The 15,335-nt window shown below is 60.0% G+C and carries 15 protein-coding genes; all 15 read left to right on the top strand.

The genetic code is table 11. The features are described from left to right. Window positions 1-26 precede the first annotated feature (26 nt). The 15 genes from thiC to GGE33_RS18340 all read left to right on the top strand — a co-directional run bounded on the left by thiC (window position 27) and on the right by GGE33_RS18340 (window position 15,322). Window positions 27-1,892: a phosphomethylpyrimidine synthase ThiC gene (gene thiC, locus GGE33_RS18410; RefSeq protein WP_246436244.1), complete on the top strand. Its 1,866-nt coding sequence runs from the start codon at window positions 27-29 to the stop codon at window positions 1,890-1,892. Next, window positions 1,892-2,878, top strand: a complete 987-nt coding sequence (thiO, locus tag GGE33_RS18405; protein ID WP_183826304.1) for a glycine oxidase ThiO — start codon at window positions 1,892-1,894, stop codon at window positions 2,876-2,878. Before thiC ends, thiO begins: the two co-directional genes overlap by 1 nt. Further along, window positions 2,875-3,072 carry a sulfur carrier protein ThiS gene (gene thiS, locus GGE33_RS18400; protein WP_183826301.1) on the top strand — a complete coding sequence of 66 codons (198 nt, stop codon included), beginning with the start codon at window positions 2,875-2,877 and terminating at the stop codon, window positions 3,070-3,072. Before thiO ends, thiS begins: the two co-directional genes overlap by 4 nt. 3 nt (window positions 3,073-3,075) lie before the next feature. After that, window positions 3,076-3,849 carry a thiazole synthase gene (locus GGE33_RS18395; protein WP_183826298.1) on the top strand — a complete coding sequence of 258 codons (774 nt, stop codon included), beginning with the start codon at window positions 3,076-3,078 and terminating at the stop codon, window positions 3,847-3,849. After that, window positions 3,846-4,475 carry a thiamine phosphate synthase gene (locus GGE33_RS18390; RefSeq protein WP_183826295.1) on the top strand — a complete coding sequence of 210 codons (630 nt, stop codon included), beginning with the start codon at window positions 3,846-3,848 and terminating at the stop codon, window positions 4,473-4,475. The genes GGE33_RS18395 and GGE33_RS18390 overlap by 4 nt, the downstream gene beginning before the upstream one ends. 197 nt (window positions 4,476-4,672) lie before the next feature. Continuing rightward, complete coding sequence (locus GGE33_RS18385) at window positions 4,673-5,824, top strand: extracellular solute-binding protein (protein WP_183685612.1); 1,152 nt, start codon at window positions 4,673-4,675, stop codon at window positions 5,822-5,824. 26 nt (window positions 5,825-5,850) lie between these two features. Beyond that, the gene (locus GGE33_RS18380) at window positions 5,851-6,705 is read left to right on the top strand and encodes an ABC transporter permease (RefSeq protein ID WP_343062522.1); all 855 of its coding nucleotides are present in this window, start codon (window positions 5,851-5,853) and stop codon (window positions 6,703-6,705) included. Window position 6,706: 1 nt separating this feature from the next. Beyond that, the gene (locus GGE33_RS18375; RefSeq protein WP_183826289.1) at window positions 6,707-7,531 is read left to right on the top strand and encodes an ABC transporter permease; all 825 of its coding nucleotides are present in this window, start codon (window positions 6,707-6,709) and stop codon (window positions 7,529-7,531) included. A gap of 8 nt (window positions 7,532-7,539) precedes the next feature. Continuing rightward, on the top strand, window positions 7,540-8,574 hold the full coding sequence (locus GGE33_RS18370; RefSeq protein WP_183826286.1) for an ABC transporter ATP-binding protein: 1,035 nt from the start codon (window positions 7,540-7,542) through the stop codon (window positions 8,572-8,574). 3 nt (window positions 8,575-8,577) lie between these two features. Next, entirely contained in the window at window positions 8,578-9,414 is an 837-nt protein-coding gene (locus GGE33_RS18365) for a glycerophosphodiester phosphodiesterase family protein (protein ID WP_183826283.1), read from the top strand. Continuing rightward, window positions 9,411-10,220 (top strand): inositol monophosphatase family protein, encoded by an 810-nt coding sequence (locus GGE33_RS18360; protein ID WP_183826280.1) that lies wholly within the window; start codon window positions 9,411-9,413, stop codon window positions 10,218-10,220. Before GGE33_RS18365 ends, GGE33_RS18360 begins: the two co-directional genes overlap by 4 nt. Before the next feature lie 279 nt (window positions 10,221-10,499). Then, the gene (atoS, locus tag GGE33_RS18355) at window positions 10,500-12,353 is read left to right on the top strand and encodes a two-component system sensor histidine kinase AtoS (protein ID WP_183826276.1); all 1,854 of its coding nucleotides are present in this window, start codon (window positions 10,500-10,502) and stop codon (window positions 12,351-12,353) included. Beyond that, window positions 12,350-13,735, top strand: coding sequence for an acetoacetate metabolism transcriptional regulator AtoC (gene atoC, locus GGE33_RS18350; protein ID WP_183826273.1), 1,386 nt, complete (start codon window positions 12,350-12,352; stop codon window positions 13,733-13,735). The genes atoS and atoC overlap by 4 nt, the downstream gene beginning before the upstream one ends. A 275-nt stretch (window positions 13,736-14,010) precedes the next feature. Then, a complete protein-coding gene (locus GGE33_RS18345; protein ID WP_183826270.1) occupies window positions 14,011-14,673 on the top strand; it encodes a CoA transferase subunit A in 663 nt (220 codons plus the stop codon). Further along, a complete protein-coding gene (locus GGE33_RS18340) occupies window positions 14,666-15,322 on the top strand; it encodes a 3-oxoacid CoA-transferase subunit B (RefSeq protein ID WP_183826267.1) in 657 nt (218 codons plus the stop codon). Before GGE33_RS18345 ends, GGE33_RS18340 begins: the two co-directional genes overlap by 8 nt. Window positions 15,323-15,335 lie beyond the last annotated feature (13 nt).

Genomic DNA, 15,335 nt, shown 5'->3' with positions numbered 1-15,335 from the left:
CCAACCTTGAAACTTGGAGCCTCACGATGAATATTGCCGCCAAAAATCAAAGCCCGACCGTTACCTCGGGCGCGTTTCCGGCTTCCACCAAGATCCATGTTGCGGGCAGGGAGTATCCCGATCTCCGCGTGCCGATGCGCGAGATCGCGCTTCACCCGACATCCGGCGAGCCGCCGGTCACCGTCTACGACAGTTCCGGCCCCTATACCGATCCTACCCATATCGTCGCTATCGATCAGGGCCTTCCGCGCCTGCGCGAAAACTGGGTTATGGCTCGCGGCGATGTTGCCCGATACGAGGGGCGGCACGTCAAGCCGGAGGATAACGGTTTTGCCACCGGCGAGCTGCTGACGCCCGAGTTCCCCATCCGCAACATGCCGTTCAAGGCGAATGCCGGTCGTGCGGTTACCCAGCTCGCCTATGCCCGCGCCGGCATCATCACGCCCGAAATGGAATTCATCGCCATCCGCGAAAACATCGGCCGGCAGGCGGCGAAGGAAGCCCTTGTGAGGGATGGCGAGAGTTTTGGCGCGCATATCCCGGATTACATCACGCCGGAATTCGTCCGCCGCGAAGTGGCCGAGGGTCGCGCCGTCATCCCGGCCAATATCAACCACCCCGAAAGCGAACCGATGATCATCGGCCGCAATTTTCTGGTTAAGATCAACGCCAATATCGGCAATTCCGCCGTCACCTCGTCGATGGCGGAAGAGGTGGAAAAGATGGTCTGGGCGATCCGCTGGGGCGCCGATACGGTCATGGATCTTTCGACCGGCCGCAACATCCACAATATCCGCGAATGGATCATCCGCAATTCGCCGGTGCCGATCGGCACGGTGCCGCTCTATCAGGCGCTGGAAAAGGTCAACGGCATTGCCGAGGATCTCACCTGGGAGGTCTATCGCGATACGCTGATCGAGCAGGCGGAACAGGGCGTCGACTATTTCACCATCCATGCCGGCGTACGGCTTTCCTATATCCACCTCACCGTCAATCGCGTCACCGGCATCGTTTCGCGCGGCGGCTCGATCATGGCCAAGTGGTGTCTGCATCACCACCGCGAGAGTTTTCTCTACGAGCATTTCGACGAGATCTGCGACATCGCCCGCGCCTATGACGTGACCTTTTCGCTGGGCGACGGCCTGCGCCCCGGCTCGATCGCCGATGCCAATGACGCCGCCCAATTTGCCGAGCTGGAGACGCTCGGAGAACTGACGAAGATCGCCTGGGAGAAGGATTGCCAGGTGATGATCGAAGGCCCCGGCCATGTGCCGATGCACAAGATCAAGGAGAACATGGACAAGCAGCTGAAGACCTGCGGCGAAGCGCCGTTCTACACGCTCGGTCCGCTCACCACCGATATCGCTCCCGGTTACGACCATATCACCTCGGCGATCGGCGCTGCGATGATCGGCTGGTTTGGCACCGCCATGCTCTGCTACGTCACGCCGAAGGAACATCTGGGCCTGCCGGATCGCGATGACGTCAAGACCGGTGTGATCACCTACAAGATAGCAGCCCATGCCGCCGATCTCGCCAAGGGGCATCCGGGTGCGCAGATGCGCGATGATGCCCTGTCTCGCGCCCGTTTCGAGTTCCGTTGGGAGGATCAGTTCAACCTGTCGCTGGACCCGGACACGGCACGGAATTTCCACGACGAGACCCTGCCCAAGGATGCACACAAGGTGGCGCATTTCTGCTCCATGTGCGGCCCGAAATTCTGCTCGATGCGGATCTCCCACGACATCCGCGCCGAGGCGCAGAAAGAGGGGCTGGAGGCGATGGCGGCCAAATATCGTGACGGTGGCGATCTCTACATGCCGGTGGAAAATCCACTGGCAAATGCCGCGAGCCCAGTCTTGGGGAGTGAGGTCTTGGGGAGTGAAGCCTGATGTCTCTCTTTCTCGTTAAAGGGGCCGGCGTCGCCGGCCTCACGGTGGCTCTTGAGCTTCTGAGACGCGGTGAAGATGTCGATATCGTCGATTATCAGGACACGATTGGGCAGGGCGCATCGCATTTCGCCGGCGGCATGCTGGCGCCCTTTTGCGAGCGCGAGGCGGCAGAAGAGATCGTGCTGACGCTCGGGCTGGATGCCGCCGACTGGTGGGACAAGGCAGTGCCGGGCGCGGTCATTTGCAACGGCACGCTGGTCGTGGCGCAGCCGCGCGATCTGGCCGATCTTGTCAGGTTTGCTTCCCGCACACGCGGTCATGTCTGGCTGGATAAGAACGAAATCGCCGATCTCGAACCTGCGCTTGCAGGCCGTTTCGACAAGGCATTGTTCTTCGAAGGTGAGGCCCATCTCGATCCCCGTCGGGCATTGGCGGGATTGGCCAAGGCGATCCGCAACCATGGCGGAGAGTTCCATCTCGGCTGGGGGCCGCCGCCGAAGAAGAACTATACAGCCGTGCTCGATTGCACCGGCCCGGCGGCCATCCCGAACATTCCAGGTCTTCGTGGCGTGCGGGGCGAGATGCTCTATCTGGAAACCGCAGAGGTAACGCTGTCGCGGCCAGTCAGGATGTTGCATCCGCGCCATCCGATCTATGTCGTGCCGCGCGACGACCACCGTTTCATGGTCGGTGCAACGATGATCGAGACGGAGGATGACGGGCCGATCTCGGCGCGCTCTCTGATGGAACTGCTGAACGCCGCCTATGCGCTGCATCCGGCCTTCGGCGAGGCGAGGATGGTGGAAACCGGCGTCGGCATCCGCCCCGCCTTTGATGACAACGTTCCGCGGGTGGTGGAGATGGAAGACGGACTGGCGATTGCCGGCATGCACCGCCACGGCTTTCTGCTTGCGCCGGCCATGGCGAAAAAAGCCGCGACCCGTCTCTCCAACGGTTATGTCCTTCAAGAGGAGCTGATCCCATGAACCTCATCGTCAATGGAGAAAGGCAGTTTCTGCAGGCGTGTACGCTCGCAGACCTCCTCATGACTCTCGAATATGAGGGCGACTGGCTGGCGACGGCCATCAACGGCGATCTCGTCCATCGCGAGGATCGGGCGGATGCGCGTCTCGCAGAGGGCGACCGGATCGAAATCCTCTCTCCCATGCAGGGAGGCTGAACCATGCTGAAGCTTTACGATATCGAATTGTCCTCGCGCCTGTTGCTAGGCACCGCGCGTTATCCGTCGCCCGCCATTCTCTCCGAGGCGGTCAAGCGCTCGAGCGCGGGCATCGTCACCGTCTCGCTGCGCCGCGAGACATCCGGCGGCAAAACGGGTGGCGCGTTTTTCGAGCTGATCCGTCAGCTTGGCGTGCGCATCCTGCCCAACACTGCCGGATGCCACAGCGCATCGGAGGCGGTGCTGACGGCAAAAATGGCGCGGGAAGTGTTCGGCACCAACTGGATCAAGCTCGAAGTCATCGGACATCACGACAGCCTGCAGCCGGATGTCTTCGAATTGGTGGAGGCTGCGCGCATCCTCACCGACGAAGGATTTGAGGTCTTTCCCTATACGACGGATGACCTAATCGTCGGTGAAAAGCTGCTGGCCGCCGGCTGCCGGGTGCTGATGCCCTGGTGCGCGCCGATCGGTTCGGCAGCGGGTCCGCGCAATCCATCGGCGCTTGTCGCAATGCGGGCGGCCTTTCCCGAAATCCCGCTGATCGTCGATGCAGGTCTCGGCCGGCCGTCGCACGCGGCCACGGTCATGGAACTGGGATACGACGCCGTGCTGCTCAACACGGCGGTTGCCGGTGCCGGTGATCCGCCGGCCATGGCCGAGGCCTTTACGAAGGCGATTGAGGCGGGTCGCCTCGCCTATCTCTCCGGAATGCTGGAGCCGCGCGACATGGCAGTGCCTTCCACCCCCGTCATCGGCAAGGCGGTGTTTTCATGAGGCTCGATCCTTTCTATCTCATCGTCGACAGCGCCGATTGGATCGAGCGGCTGGTGCCGCTTGGCGTCAGGCTTGTGCAACTGCGCATCAAGGATAAGACCGACGCCGTGTTGCGCGCGGAAATCCGTCGCGCGAAGGCGATATGCTCGGCCCATGGCTGCCAGCTTGTCGTCAACGATTACTGGCAACTGGCGATCGATGAAGGCTGCGATTTCATCCATCTCGGCCAGGAGGATCTGGCGGAAGCCGATCTCGGTGTCATTCGCCGGGCGGAACTGAAGCTCGGGGTCTCGACCCATGATATCGCCGAACTCGATACGGCTCTTTCCGCAAAGCCGGATTATGTCGCGCTCGGCCCCGTCTGGCCCACCATCCTGAAAAAGATGAAATGGCAGCCGCAGGGCGTCGAACGCATCGCCGACTGGAAGCGGCGGATCGGCGATCTTCCGCTTGTCGCCATCGGCGGTATTACCGCCGAACGCGCGGCGCTTGTCCTCGAGCAGGGAGCGGAAAGCGCCGCCGTGGTGACCGACATTGTGCTCAACGAAAACCCGGAGGCCCGCACCCTCGAATGGCTGGCGGTGACGGCCGCGTGGCGGCAGGAGCTGGAAATACAGGTCGGATGAAGGTTTCATGACAGGGCCTGTGCATGCGTGTTCCTGTCAAAACCTGTCATGAAAGCGTTATGGGAGGACAGTAGAAACGGCGCCGATTGGTTCGCACTTGCACGGCTGTGCAGTCGCCGATCAGCGCCGCCTCCGGTCATATTTCGATTGAGTTGGCGGTTCCCAATTTTACTCGCCCGACTGAATCGGAGATAAAGATGAAACGCCGTACTTTTATGATGTCCGCAGCCGGTGCCGCCGCCGGTCTTGCTCTGGCTCCGCGCATGAGCTTTGCCGCCAAGGGCCAGATCGACTGGTACACCAGCTCGGACACCAACATTCTCGATTTCTGGACAAACATTGTTAAGCCCGCATTCGAGGCTGCCAATCCGGGCCTCAAGCTCAACCTCGTCGATGCAGGCGATGGTGCCGGCATCATCGCGATCGGCGAGCGCGCAATCGCCGCCAAGCAGACCAATGCCGATCCGCAGGCCGACTATTTCGAATCCGCCGACGCTCTTCTGCCGGCCGGCGCCATCAAGGCCGGCGTTTACACCAACATCAAGGCTGCCGGTCTTTCCAACTATTCCAAGGTCAATCCGCTTGCCATCGAAAGCGAATACAGCCTGCCTTACCGCGGTAGCCAGGTTCTGCTCGCCTATGACACGACCAAGCTGAAGCCGGCCGATGCGCCGAAAACCTGGGACGCTCTCGTCACCTGGATCAAGGCCAATCCGGGCCAGTTCGTCTATAACCGTCCCGACAAGGGCGGTTCGGGCGGCAATTTCGTCCGCCGCGCCATCCATCAGGCAAACGGCCTCGACCCGAAGGCATTCAAGGTCGACAACTATACCCAGGAATTCGGCGACGAAGCGCTCGGCAAGGCCTGGAAGCTGCTCGCCGATATCGCGCCGCATCTCTACGACAAGGGCGCTTATTCTTCCGGCAACACCCAGTCGCTGCAGCTGCTTTCCCAGGGCGTCGTCACCATGATCCCGGTCTGGTCCGACCAGGTTCTGCAGGCGATCGAACAGGGCGTGCTGCCGGCTGAAACCGGTCTGGTACAGCTGCAGGATCTAGCGCTTTGCGGCGGTTTCACCCGCTCCGTCGTCATCGAGAATGGTGCAAACCACGAAGCTTCGCTGAAGCTCGCCGATTTCATGCTGTCGGAAGAAATGCAGAGCGCCATCCTCACCGAACTCGGCGGTTTCCCAGGCGTTTCCTGGGATCACGTCTCGGCAGACCTGCGCAAGAAGTTCGCCGACATCATTCCGCAGTCGATCCCAACCTTCCCGGGCGGCAAGTGGGAAGCCGCCATCAATGACGGCTGGTATCGTCACGTGGCTCCGAACGTCGACCGCAAGTCGTGAGCGAATTCGTCGAAAGAGCGGTTTCGGTGCCCACTGAGACCGCAGCAGGCAGGAGGCCCATCGGCCTCCTGCTTGTCGCCATACCCGTTTTTCTGGTGATCTGGCTGGTCATCTGGCCGGCCATCAACGCGATCAGCCGCACCATCTGGCGCACGGATGCCGATGGTCATTCCAGTTTCGATCTGTCGAGCTACGCGTTTTTCTTTTCCGATCGCTACAGCCTCGACAACCTGGCCGTCACGCTCTGGACGACGCTTGTCTGCGCTGTCCTGCTTCTGGTCATCTGCCTGCCGATCGCGCTGTATCTGCGTTTTTCGCACGGTCGTCTGCCGGCCTATGTGCAGGCGCTCGCGATCCTGCCGATGTTCGTGCCGTCGATCATCCTGGCCTTCGCCTTCATCCGCGTGCTCGGCCCCAATGGCATGGTAGATATCCTCTTGAATGCAGTCGGACTGCCAAAGATCCGCACGCCCTATCTCACGCCATGGGGGCCGGTCATCGGTCTTGTGTGGGATAATATTCCGCTGACTGTCCTGATCCTGCTTTCGGGTCTCGGCAGTGTCGCCAACCAGTCCATCGAGGCTGCGCGCGATGTCGGTGCCAACACCATCCGGGTTTTCTGGCACATCATCCTGCCGCGCATTTCAAACTCCATCCTCGTGGCGCTTTCCTTTTCGGTGCTCGGTATCTTTTCGTCCTTCACGCTTCCCTATCTGCTCGGTCCGGCCTCGCCGGAAATGCTCGGCCCCTTCATGCAGCGCACGCTGCGCGATGTGCAGGACCCGATCGGCGCCATGACGCAGGCCGTCGTCGCCTTCGGCTTCTGCATCCTGTTCGGACTGTTTTATGTGCGCTCCGTCGCCAGAAACCGGGGGAAATGAGATGACCTCGCTTACGTCCAAGCGCGCGCGCATCGACTGGTCCGGCATCGCCTTCGCGGTCATTCTGACGCTGGTCATCATCGGGCCGCTCGTCGTCGTTGCCACCTGGGCCTTTACCGAAGTCTGGCGTTACCCCAACATCATTCCGCAGAAATTCGGCTTCCGTTTCTGGGGCCAGACGCTTGGACGACCCGACGTCTGGAACGCGCTGATGCTCAGCCTCAAGCTCTCGACGGTGGTGACGCTGCTGTCAGCACTGATCTGCTTGCCCGCGGCCTATGCCTTTGCGCGGATGAAGTTTCCAGGGCGCGACATCCTGTTCTTCTCCTTCCTCGCCGGTCATGCCTTTCCGAAATTCGGCCTGCTGGTGGCGATTGCCGCAATCTTCCTGCAGCTCAATCTCATCGGCACCTTCTGGGGCGTCGTGCTCATCCAGTTGGTCGGCACGCTGATGTTCATGATCTGGATCCCGGTCGCGGCCTTCCAGGCGGTCGATCGGCGCATGGAAGAGGCCGCCCGCGATGTCGGCGCAAGCCCCTTGCGGGTGTTCTGGTCGATCACGCTGCCGCAGGCAGGGCCGACCATCTTCGCCGCCGTGCTGTTGAGCTTTGTCGGCACTTTTTATGAAACCGAAGGTGCATGGCTGATCGGGGCTCCCGGCATCCGCACCATGCCTGTTCTGATGATCAGCTATATCAACAACCAGATGGTCATTCAGTATGGCGCCGTTCTTTCGGTGCTTCTCTGGGTCCCCTCGTTCATCGCCCTCATGTTCGCCCGTCGCGTCATCGGCGGCGGCGCATTTGCCCGCGGTTTCGGCGGTTAGGAAATATCATGTCTGTTCTTCATATCGCTGAGGTCACCAAGACCTTTTCCGGCGGCACCCATGCCGTCAACAGCTTCTCTCTCGATGTCGCCGATGGCGAACTCGTCTGCCTTCTGGGGCCTTCCGGTTCCGGCAAGTCGACGCTTCTGCGCATGGTCGGCGGCTTCGAACAGCCGACCAGCGGCCGCATCACCATCGATGGCGAAGACGTCACCCATCTGCCGCCAGAGCGCCGGCCTACCGGCATGGTGTTCCAGAGCCATGCGCTCTGGACCCATATGAACGTCTTCAAGAACCTCGCCTTCGGTCTCAAGCTGCGCCGCATGCCGGCAGGTGAGATAAGGGAAAAGGTCGAGGCCGTGCTCGAACTGGTTGGCCTCGCCGGTTATGGCGACCGCATGACGAACCAGCTTTCCGGCGGCCAGCAGCAGCGCGTGGCGCTTGCCCGCTCGCTGGTGCTTGAACCGAAGATCCTGCTTCTCGACGAACCCTTTGCCAGCCTCGACCAGCATCTGCGCGAGCGCCTGCGGGAAGAAGTGCGCGATATCCAGCAGCGGCTCGGCATCACCACCCTGTTCGTCACCCACGGCCAGGATGAGGCGCTTTCCATGGCCGACCGTATCGTCGTCATGGCCAACGGCAAGACCGAGCAGATCGGCCGCCCCGATGTCGTTTATCGCGACCCGAAGACGCCTTTCGTCGCCGGTTTCATCGGCACGATGAACCTCGTCGAGGGCGAAGTCCAAAACGGCCAGTTCGTTCGTTCGGATTTCACCTTCCCGCTGGCGATCGCGGATGGTCCGGCAACGCTTGCCATTCGCCCCGAGGTGCTCGATCTCACCGCCTCGGACACACCGAAGGCGACAGTGCATCGTGTGACCGACTACGGTTCGCACGGTCTGGTCGACCTCGATCTTGCCGATGGTACGCGGCTGAAATCGATGGTAGCCCATCCCGATCTTTTCCGGACGGGGCAGGGCGTCGATCTCAAGCCCCGCGCCGTCGCCGCCTATCGCAACAACCAGCAGATTTTCCGGAGCTGACCCGTGAGTGCACCCATCCATCTTGACCATGATGGCCACCGCACGGCCATCAAGTGGCATCGCGGCCGCCGCCGTATCTCCGATCCGGTCTTTACCGGCGGGCTTATCGTCGAGGCGATGCGGCTCGGTGCGAGCGTCGAAGTCGATCTCGTCGTTCACGGCGATCATGGTTTCGCGGTCCTGCATGACCTGACGCTGGAGCGGGAGACGACCGGTCGCGGCAATGTGCGCGACACATCCGCTGCCGCCCTGCGCGAACTTCATCTGCGCGGCAATGACGGTGAGGCGATCACCGACAGGGTTCTGCTTTTGGAAGATCTCTGCACGCTTCTAAGCCGAGAGGGCGTGCATCCGGATGCGCTGCTGCAGCTCGATTACAAGGAAGATCTTGAGGCGCTGACGCCTGAAGCCATCGCCAATTTCGGCAAGAGCGCCGCGCCGATCGCCGCATCGCTGATCCTGTCCGGCGGCGATTTCGACGCTATCCAGGCGCTGGCAAAGGCCGCTCCCGGCATCGCCACCGGATATGACCCCTGTTACGGCGAAAGCCTGGCGCGGCTGAAGGCAACGGGCGATTATTCGAGCTTCATCGAACAGGCGCTGAAAACGGCACCCGATGCCCGGATGATCTATCTGGACTACCGCATCGTGCTTGCCGCCGCAGACGCCGGTTTCGATCTCATTGCCCCCGTCCATGCAGTCGGCCGCCGCGTCGATGCCTGGACGATCAATCACATCACTCCTGAAACCATCCCTCAGGTCGAACGCCTGCTTAAGCTCAAGGCCGACCAGATCACCACAGATGACCCGGAAGGGTTAGCCAAGGCATTCAGTTCATGACAGTCAATTACAGCAAGATCCTCGATCACATGGTTGAAACCGCCCGTGAGGCCGGCGCTCTGACGCTCGAGCATTTCAAGCGCTTTCGCGATATCGAGATCGGCATCAAGGGACCGGGCGATTTCGTCTCCGATGCCGACAAGCAATCCGAAACGCTGATCCGCGAGCGCCTGCTCAGCCAGTATCCCTGGGGCCTGACCGGCGAGGAATTCGCGCCCGTCGAAGGTTCCGACAGCGAACATCGCTGGCTGGTCGATCCGATCGATGGCACGACGAACTTCATCTATGGCCAGCATTACACGATCACGATTTCGCTGCGCCGTGGCAACGAAACGATGTGCGGACTCGTCTACAATCCAGTTTCCGACGAGATGTTCACCGCGATCAAGGATGAGGGCGCTTATCTCAACGGTACGCGGCTCAATGTCAGCACCTCGACCGATGTGGCGCTGATGTGCGTCGGCACCGGCCTTCCAACGCCGAACCTGTCGCTGCACCCGGGCGCCTATCAGCGCCTTGACGAAATCCGTGCTCCGATCGGTGCGGTCCGCATCGTCGGAAGTGCGGCCAATTCCTGTGCCTATGTCGCCTGCGGCCGGCTCACCGGTTATTACGAGGAGACGGGTTTTGTCGATACGGCAGCCGGAATCCTCATCGTCCAGGAAGCCGGCGGTATCGTCACCGACTGGTGGGGGCGCGGCCCGGAAGTCTATGAAAAGACCGGCACGCTGATCGTCGCCAACCCGGCCACCCACGCCTATCTGCTCGAGCGCCTGCGCGGAGCACCGCCGAAAGATGCGGCCTGAATTCTTGCTCCATACCCGCCTTTAGGCGGGTATGGAGCTCTTGCCTCTCGCGATGTTCTCTCGTCTGGCAAACCTTATTGCCAACCTTCAAGCCGCCGCCCGTTCAAGGCAAATGCCGCGTGCAGCACTCGGCAGATATTTGCGACAGATCAAAAGATACCCTGCGGTTCATTGTAACAATGAGCCAAAGGACACGTCGAACATTTTCCGGTTTTCAAAAGGCGCTGGTGCCGTCTGATCAATGTTGATCTCATTGATCTTCTGACGTGATAAACTGCTATGGCGTCATTTGCTCACCGCCTTGTTCCAGATACAATTCGCGGCAAGATCCTCGCGATTTTCGGTGTCGCGGTCATTTTGCCGATGGTTGCTGCGGGCATCCTGATGGAGCGTGAGGGCAAGTCTGCCCTGCTGCATGAGAAAGAGCAGAAACTCTTCGGCATAACGAGAATTCTCGACCTCTATCTGGATGCCGATTTGAAAGATCTGCTTGCCGACAGACAGGCTTTGTCAATTGCTGCCAGGCAGGAACATCTCACGCAGCTGAACAACAGGCTTTCCTCCTTCACGGACATGGTTGCCGCTGCCAATCCGGGGATCGGCATCGGATATTATTCGAAAGCTCTGGATGCGATCGTTACCTATGGTCCGAGCAGGCAATATGGCCGCGCGATCGGAATGCCGATTGCTGCGGACCATCCGGGGCGGATTGTCATGAGAACCGGCCATGAGCGGATAGAGACCGGTCCGCAGGTCCGTGGTTCGATCATGAATGCGATGCGCCCGATCAAGCAAGGTGAAGAAATCGTCGGTTACATATGGGCAAACGAGCTGTCGACAGATGTCGAGCGGCAGACTTTCGCAATCGATCGGGCCGCCATATGGGTCTGCGGAACGGGTATTCTTCTTGGTACGGTCCTCGCCTTCGGCCTTTCCCGTGGCCTTGATCGCGATATCAAAAGCATCACGCGCGGATTGGCGCAGATGCGCACGGATCTGAGCGTCAAGATTCCCGAGCCGCGCGGGGAAATCGGTGCAATCGCGATCGAGATCAACGGGATGGCGCGCGCGGTTCTGGATGCGCGATCGGTCACCGAACGGATTTTACACAGCATCGCCGATGGGGTTGTCGCCGTGGATAGCTCCAGCCGGATCACATCGATAAATCCTGCCGCGCAGAAAATGCTCGACGTGACCGCGCAGGAGGCGATTGGTCATCCTTCCGATCTTGTATTCGGAGAGAATTATATCTTTTCACGATTGCTGCTCGATGCGCTGGATGCGGGAGAAGAGCATACGGATATTCCTGGCGAGATCGTTCTGCAGGAGCGCAGCCTGCATGTGGCAGTGTCCAGTAATGTGCTGCGTGACAGCAGCGTGAAAACGATGGGCGCTGTTGTCGTCATCAAGGATCTTACTGAGCAAAGCCGCCTTCGAACGCAGGTCATGAGGGCCGACAGACTTGCGGGGCTCGGCGAACTCATGGCCGGCGTTGCGCATGAAATCCGCAATCCGCTGACATCCATCCGCGGGTTTATGCAGTTCCTGGAAAGCTGCGACGACATCGAGGAGTGGCAGAAATATTCCCCCTTGATCATCCGCCAGGTCGACAGTCTCAACTCTATTATCGCTGAGCTCCTGGAGTTCGGAAAGCCGCGGCCACCTGCGATCCAATTCGTCCAGATCAACGATCTGTTGAGAGAAGTGCTGCTTCTGGCTTGCGGCAAGTCGAGCGTCCATGTGGTGCTGGACCTGTCGCCCGACCTGCCCCCCATCGAGGGAGACGGCGAATCCCTGAAACAGGCGTTTCTGAACATCATCATCAACGCGCTTCAGGCGATCGGGAGAAACGGCAGGATCGAGATTTCCACCTCGATGCAGACGAACAGCGTGGCACTGATCCGTTTCAGGGATGATGGCGAAGGGATTGCTGCCGAGGATCTCGAAAAGATCTTCGATCCTTTCTACTCCACCAAGCCGAATGGCACCGGTCTCGGCCTCGCCATGGTCCACCGCATCGTCGACGCGCATTACGGAACGGTGACGATCTTCTCGAAGCGAGGAAAGGGAGCTGAGGTCAACCTCCGGCTTCCCCAGTTACACCATAGAACCGATGAGTTGCCCGTATCATGAATAGATCCACCAGCACCGCCCTTGTCGTCGACGATGACGAGGCTATTCGTCAGATGCTCATAGCCGTGTTGACGAAGGCGGGTTATGTCGTCACCACGGCCCGTGATGGGATGGAAGCCGTTGCGGCATTTTCGACGCAGCGGCCCGACATCGTCCTGATGGATATCCGGATGCCGAACATGACCGGTCTTCAGGCTCTAGCCGAGATACGCCGGATAGATCGGGCGGCAACCGTAATCCTGATGACTGCCTATGCCGAGGTCGGCACCGCTGTGCAGGCGATAAAGGACGGCGCATTCGATTACATCATCAAGCCGTTCGATATCGAGGAGGTCATGCTCCTCATCGGCAGGTCGCTCCAGATGCGGACCATGCGCGACGATATCGCAGCGCTTCAGCGGGAGCTTTCTGCCAGCTACCGCATGGATCGCATCCTCACCAATAGTCCGAAAATGCTGAGCCTGCTGCAGATGGTGGCCAAGGTTGCGAGAAGCAATGCAACGGTACTGGTGACGGGAGAAAGCGGCACCGGAAAGGAAATGATTGCTTCGGCCATCCACTATAACAGCACGCGCAGCAACGGCCCCTTCGTCAAGATCAACTGCGCGGCCGTGCCTGAAGGATTGCTCGAAAGCGAATTCTTCGGCCACGAGAAGGGGGCCTTTTCCGGCGCGGTCTCTCGCCGGTCGGGACGCTTCGAGCAGGCGGATGGCGGAACCCTGTTTCTGGATGAAATCGGCGATATTTCCGCCAGCCTGCAGGTAAAGCTCCTGCGGGTCCTGTCGGAGCGGGAGTTCGAGCGTGTCGGTGGCGACAAGCTCATACCTGCGGATGTTCGCATTGTCGTCGCGACCAACAGGAACCTGGAGGAAATGGTCCGGCAGAACCTGTTCCGCCAGGACCTCTATTTCCGTCTCAATGTCGTTACGCTGCGAACGGTTCCGTTGCGGGAAAGACCGGAGGACGTCCGCCTTCTGTCCAGCCATTTCCTCCAGCGCTTCGCTTCCGAAAACCATATCGACGTCGATGGCTTCGATCAGAATGCCGTCGAATGCCTGATGCGATATTCGTGGCCGGGGAATGTCCGCGAGCTTTCCAATGCTGTGGAGCGCGCGGTCGTCATGAGCACGGGCGGCCTGGTTTTTGCCGAAGACCTGCCGGAAAATATCAGATGCGGCCTGGAAGAAGGCAGCGACCTGACCGTGACAACGGAGCCGGACGATCGGGACAAGGCGCTGCGCGACCTGATCTCGGATTATGAAGCCAGGGTCATCGCCGAAGCCTTGACGCGCAATGGTGGCAACAGGGTCAAGACGGCCCGGCAGCTTGGGATCAGCCGCCGCTCGCTGCTTTACAAGCTCCAGGAATACGAACTTACCTGAACCGCCCGGCTTTGCCGGATGTGGTGCGCAACGCTGTGCGCACTATGCAGGATCTTGCACCGATAACCTCTTCCCCAGCTATCAAACCGCAAGCCTGAAGCGCTCTTGGCGCTGAATGAAGGTGGCACGCTTTATGCAATTTAAATAGGCGAACCGCCTGAAAAGGTCTCTCGTGAAGCATTTTTTCCAGGCAGTTCAGGAGGATCAGTCCTGCCGGCGCCTATCCGCGTCGACAGGCAAATTCTCCTTCCCGTCAAGGAAAGGATGAATATTTCATGAGTAAATTGCGAAACCTGGAAGATGCCGTTGCGGCTATTCCCGATGGTGCGGTGTTGATGATCGGCGGCTTCATGGGCGCCGGCACGCCCCACCGTCTAATGAACGAACTCGTGCGGCAAGGCAAAAATGGCCTGACGGTCATTGCCAATGACACCGCCCGCCCGAATGTCGGTATCGGCAAGCTGATCGATGCGAAACTTGTAGCAAGGCTGGTAACCAGCCATATCGGCACCAATCCCGAAACACAGCGGCAGATGATTGCTGGAGAAACGCAGGTCGAGCTCGTGCCTCAGGGCACGCTTGCGGAGCGCATTCGCTCCGGCGGTTTCGGGCTTGGCGGCGTTCTCACGCCGACAGGCGTCGGCACGACCGTGGAGGAAGGCAAACAGACAATCGAGATCGACGGCAAAACCTATCTCGTCGAGAAACCGCTAAAGGCGGATTTCGCCCTGATCAATGCCAAGCGCGCTGATTATTACGGAAACGTCGATTACGCGCTAACGGCGCGAAATTTCAATCCACTGATGGCAATGGCGGCCGAAACCGTGATCGTCGAAGCCGCGGACATCGTTCCCGTCGGCGTTATCCCACCGGATGTGGTCGTCACCCCGAATGTGCTGGTGGACTACCTCATTGCTACGGAGAACCGTCATGGATGAAAAGACTTTGATCGCCAAGCGTGTTGCGCTTGAACTACAGGATGGTTTCCTGGTCAATCTGGGTATCGGCTTGCCGACGATGGTTGCCGCCTACCTGCCCAATAACTTGAATGTTTTCTTCCAATCGGAAAACGGCATCATCGGCATGTCGGCGCTTCCTGAACAGGGCTTTGCGCTCGGAGATCTGACCGACGCCGGCGGCGCTTTCATCGGCGCCCTGCCGGGAGCCTGCGCCTTCGACAGCGCCACGTCCTTCGGGCTTATCCGGGGCGGCCATCTCGATGTCACGGTCCTTGGCGGCCTGCAGGTCGATCAGTCGGGGCAACTCGCCAACTGGATGGTGCCGGGCAAGATGGTGCCGGGCATGGGCGGGGCGATGGACCTCGTTTCGGGTGCAAAGCGCGTGATCGTTGCCATGCAGCATACGGCCAAGGGCAAGTCTAAAATCGTGCAGAAATGCACGCTGCCGCTGACCTCGGTGCGCCGCGTCGATCTGATTGTCACGGACCTTGCCGTTCTTCAGCCAAGCGCAGAAGGCCTTATCCTCAAGGAGACCGCGCCTGGCGTCTCGATCGATCAGGTAAAGGCCGCAACCGACTGCGAGCTGATCATTCCCTCGAACGTTCCCGAGATGCAGATCACAGAGTGATCCTTCTCTCATT

It is taken from the genome of Aliirhizobium cellulosilyticum, assembly GCF_014198105.1.
Taxonomy (GTDB): Bacteria; Pseudomonadota; Alphaproteobacteria; order Rhizobiales; family Rhizobiaceae; genus Neorhizobium; species Neorhizobium cellulosilyticum.
This window is presented reverse-complemented; position numbering and strand designations above follow the sequence as displayed.

Excerpts from the sequence above, each read along its gene's own strand:
- thiS (WP_183826301.1), top strand. The coding sequence starts at position 2,875 with ATGAACCTCATCGTCAATGGAGAAAGGCAGTTTCTGCAGGCGTGTACG.
- GGE33_RS18385 (WP_183685612.1), top strand. The coding sequence starts at position 4,673 with ATGAAACGCCGTACTTTTATGATGTCCGCAGCCGGTGCCGCCGCCGGT.
- atoS (WP_183826276.1), top strand. The coding sequence starts at position 10,500 with ATGGCGTCATTTGCTCACCGCCTTGTTCCAGATACAATTCGCGGCAAG.
- atoC (WP_183826273.1), top strand. The coding sequence starts at position 12,350 with ATGAATAGATCCACCAGCACCGCCCTTGTCGTCGACGATGACGAGGCT.
- GGE33_RS18345 (WP_183826270.1), top strand. The coding sequence starts at position 14,011 with ATGAGTAAATTGCGAAACCTGGAAGATGCCGTTGCGGCTATTCCCGAT.
- GGE33_RS18340 (WP_183826267.1), top strand. The coding sequence starts at position 14,666 with ATGGATGAAAAGACTTTGATCGCCAAGCGTGTTGCGCTTGAACTACAG.
- thiC (WP_246436244.1), top strand. The coding sequence starts at position 27 with ATGAATATTGCCGCCAAAAATCAAAGCCCGACCGTTACCTCGGGCGCG.
- GGE33_RS18370 (WP_183826286.1), top strand. The coding sequence starts at position 7,540 with ATGTCTGTTCTTCATATCGCTGAGGTCACCAAGACCTTTTCCGGCGGC.
- GGE33_RS18375 (WP_183826289.1), top strand. The coding sequence starts at position 6,707 with ATGACCTCGCTTACGTCCAAGCGCGCGCGCATCGACTGGTCCGGCATC.
- GGE33_RS18360 (WP_183826280.1), top strand. The coding sequence starts at position 9,411 with ATGACAGTCAATTACAGCAAGATCCTCGATCACATGGTTGAAACCGCC.
- thiO (WP_183826304.1), top strand. The coding sequence starts at position 1,892 with ATGTCTCTCTTTCTCGTTAAAGGGGCCGGCGTCGCCGGCCTCACGGTG.
- GGE33_RS18390 (WP_183826295.1), top strand. The coding sequence starts at position 3,846 with ATGAGGCTCGATCCTTTCTATCTCATCGTCGACAGCGCCGATTGGATC.
- GGE33_RS18395 (WP_183826298.1), top strand. The coding sequence starts at position 3,076 with ATGCTGAAGCTTTACGATATCGAATTGTCCTCGCGCCTGTTGCTAGGC.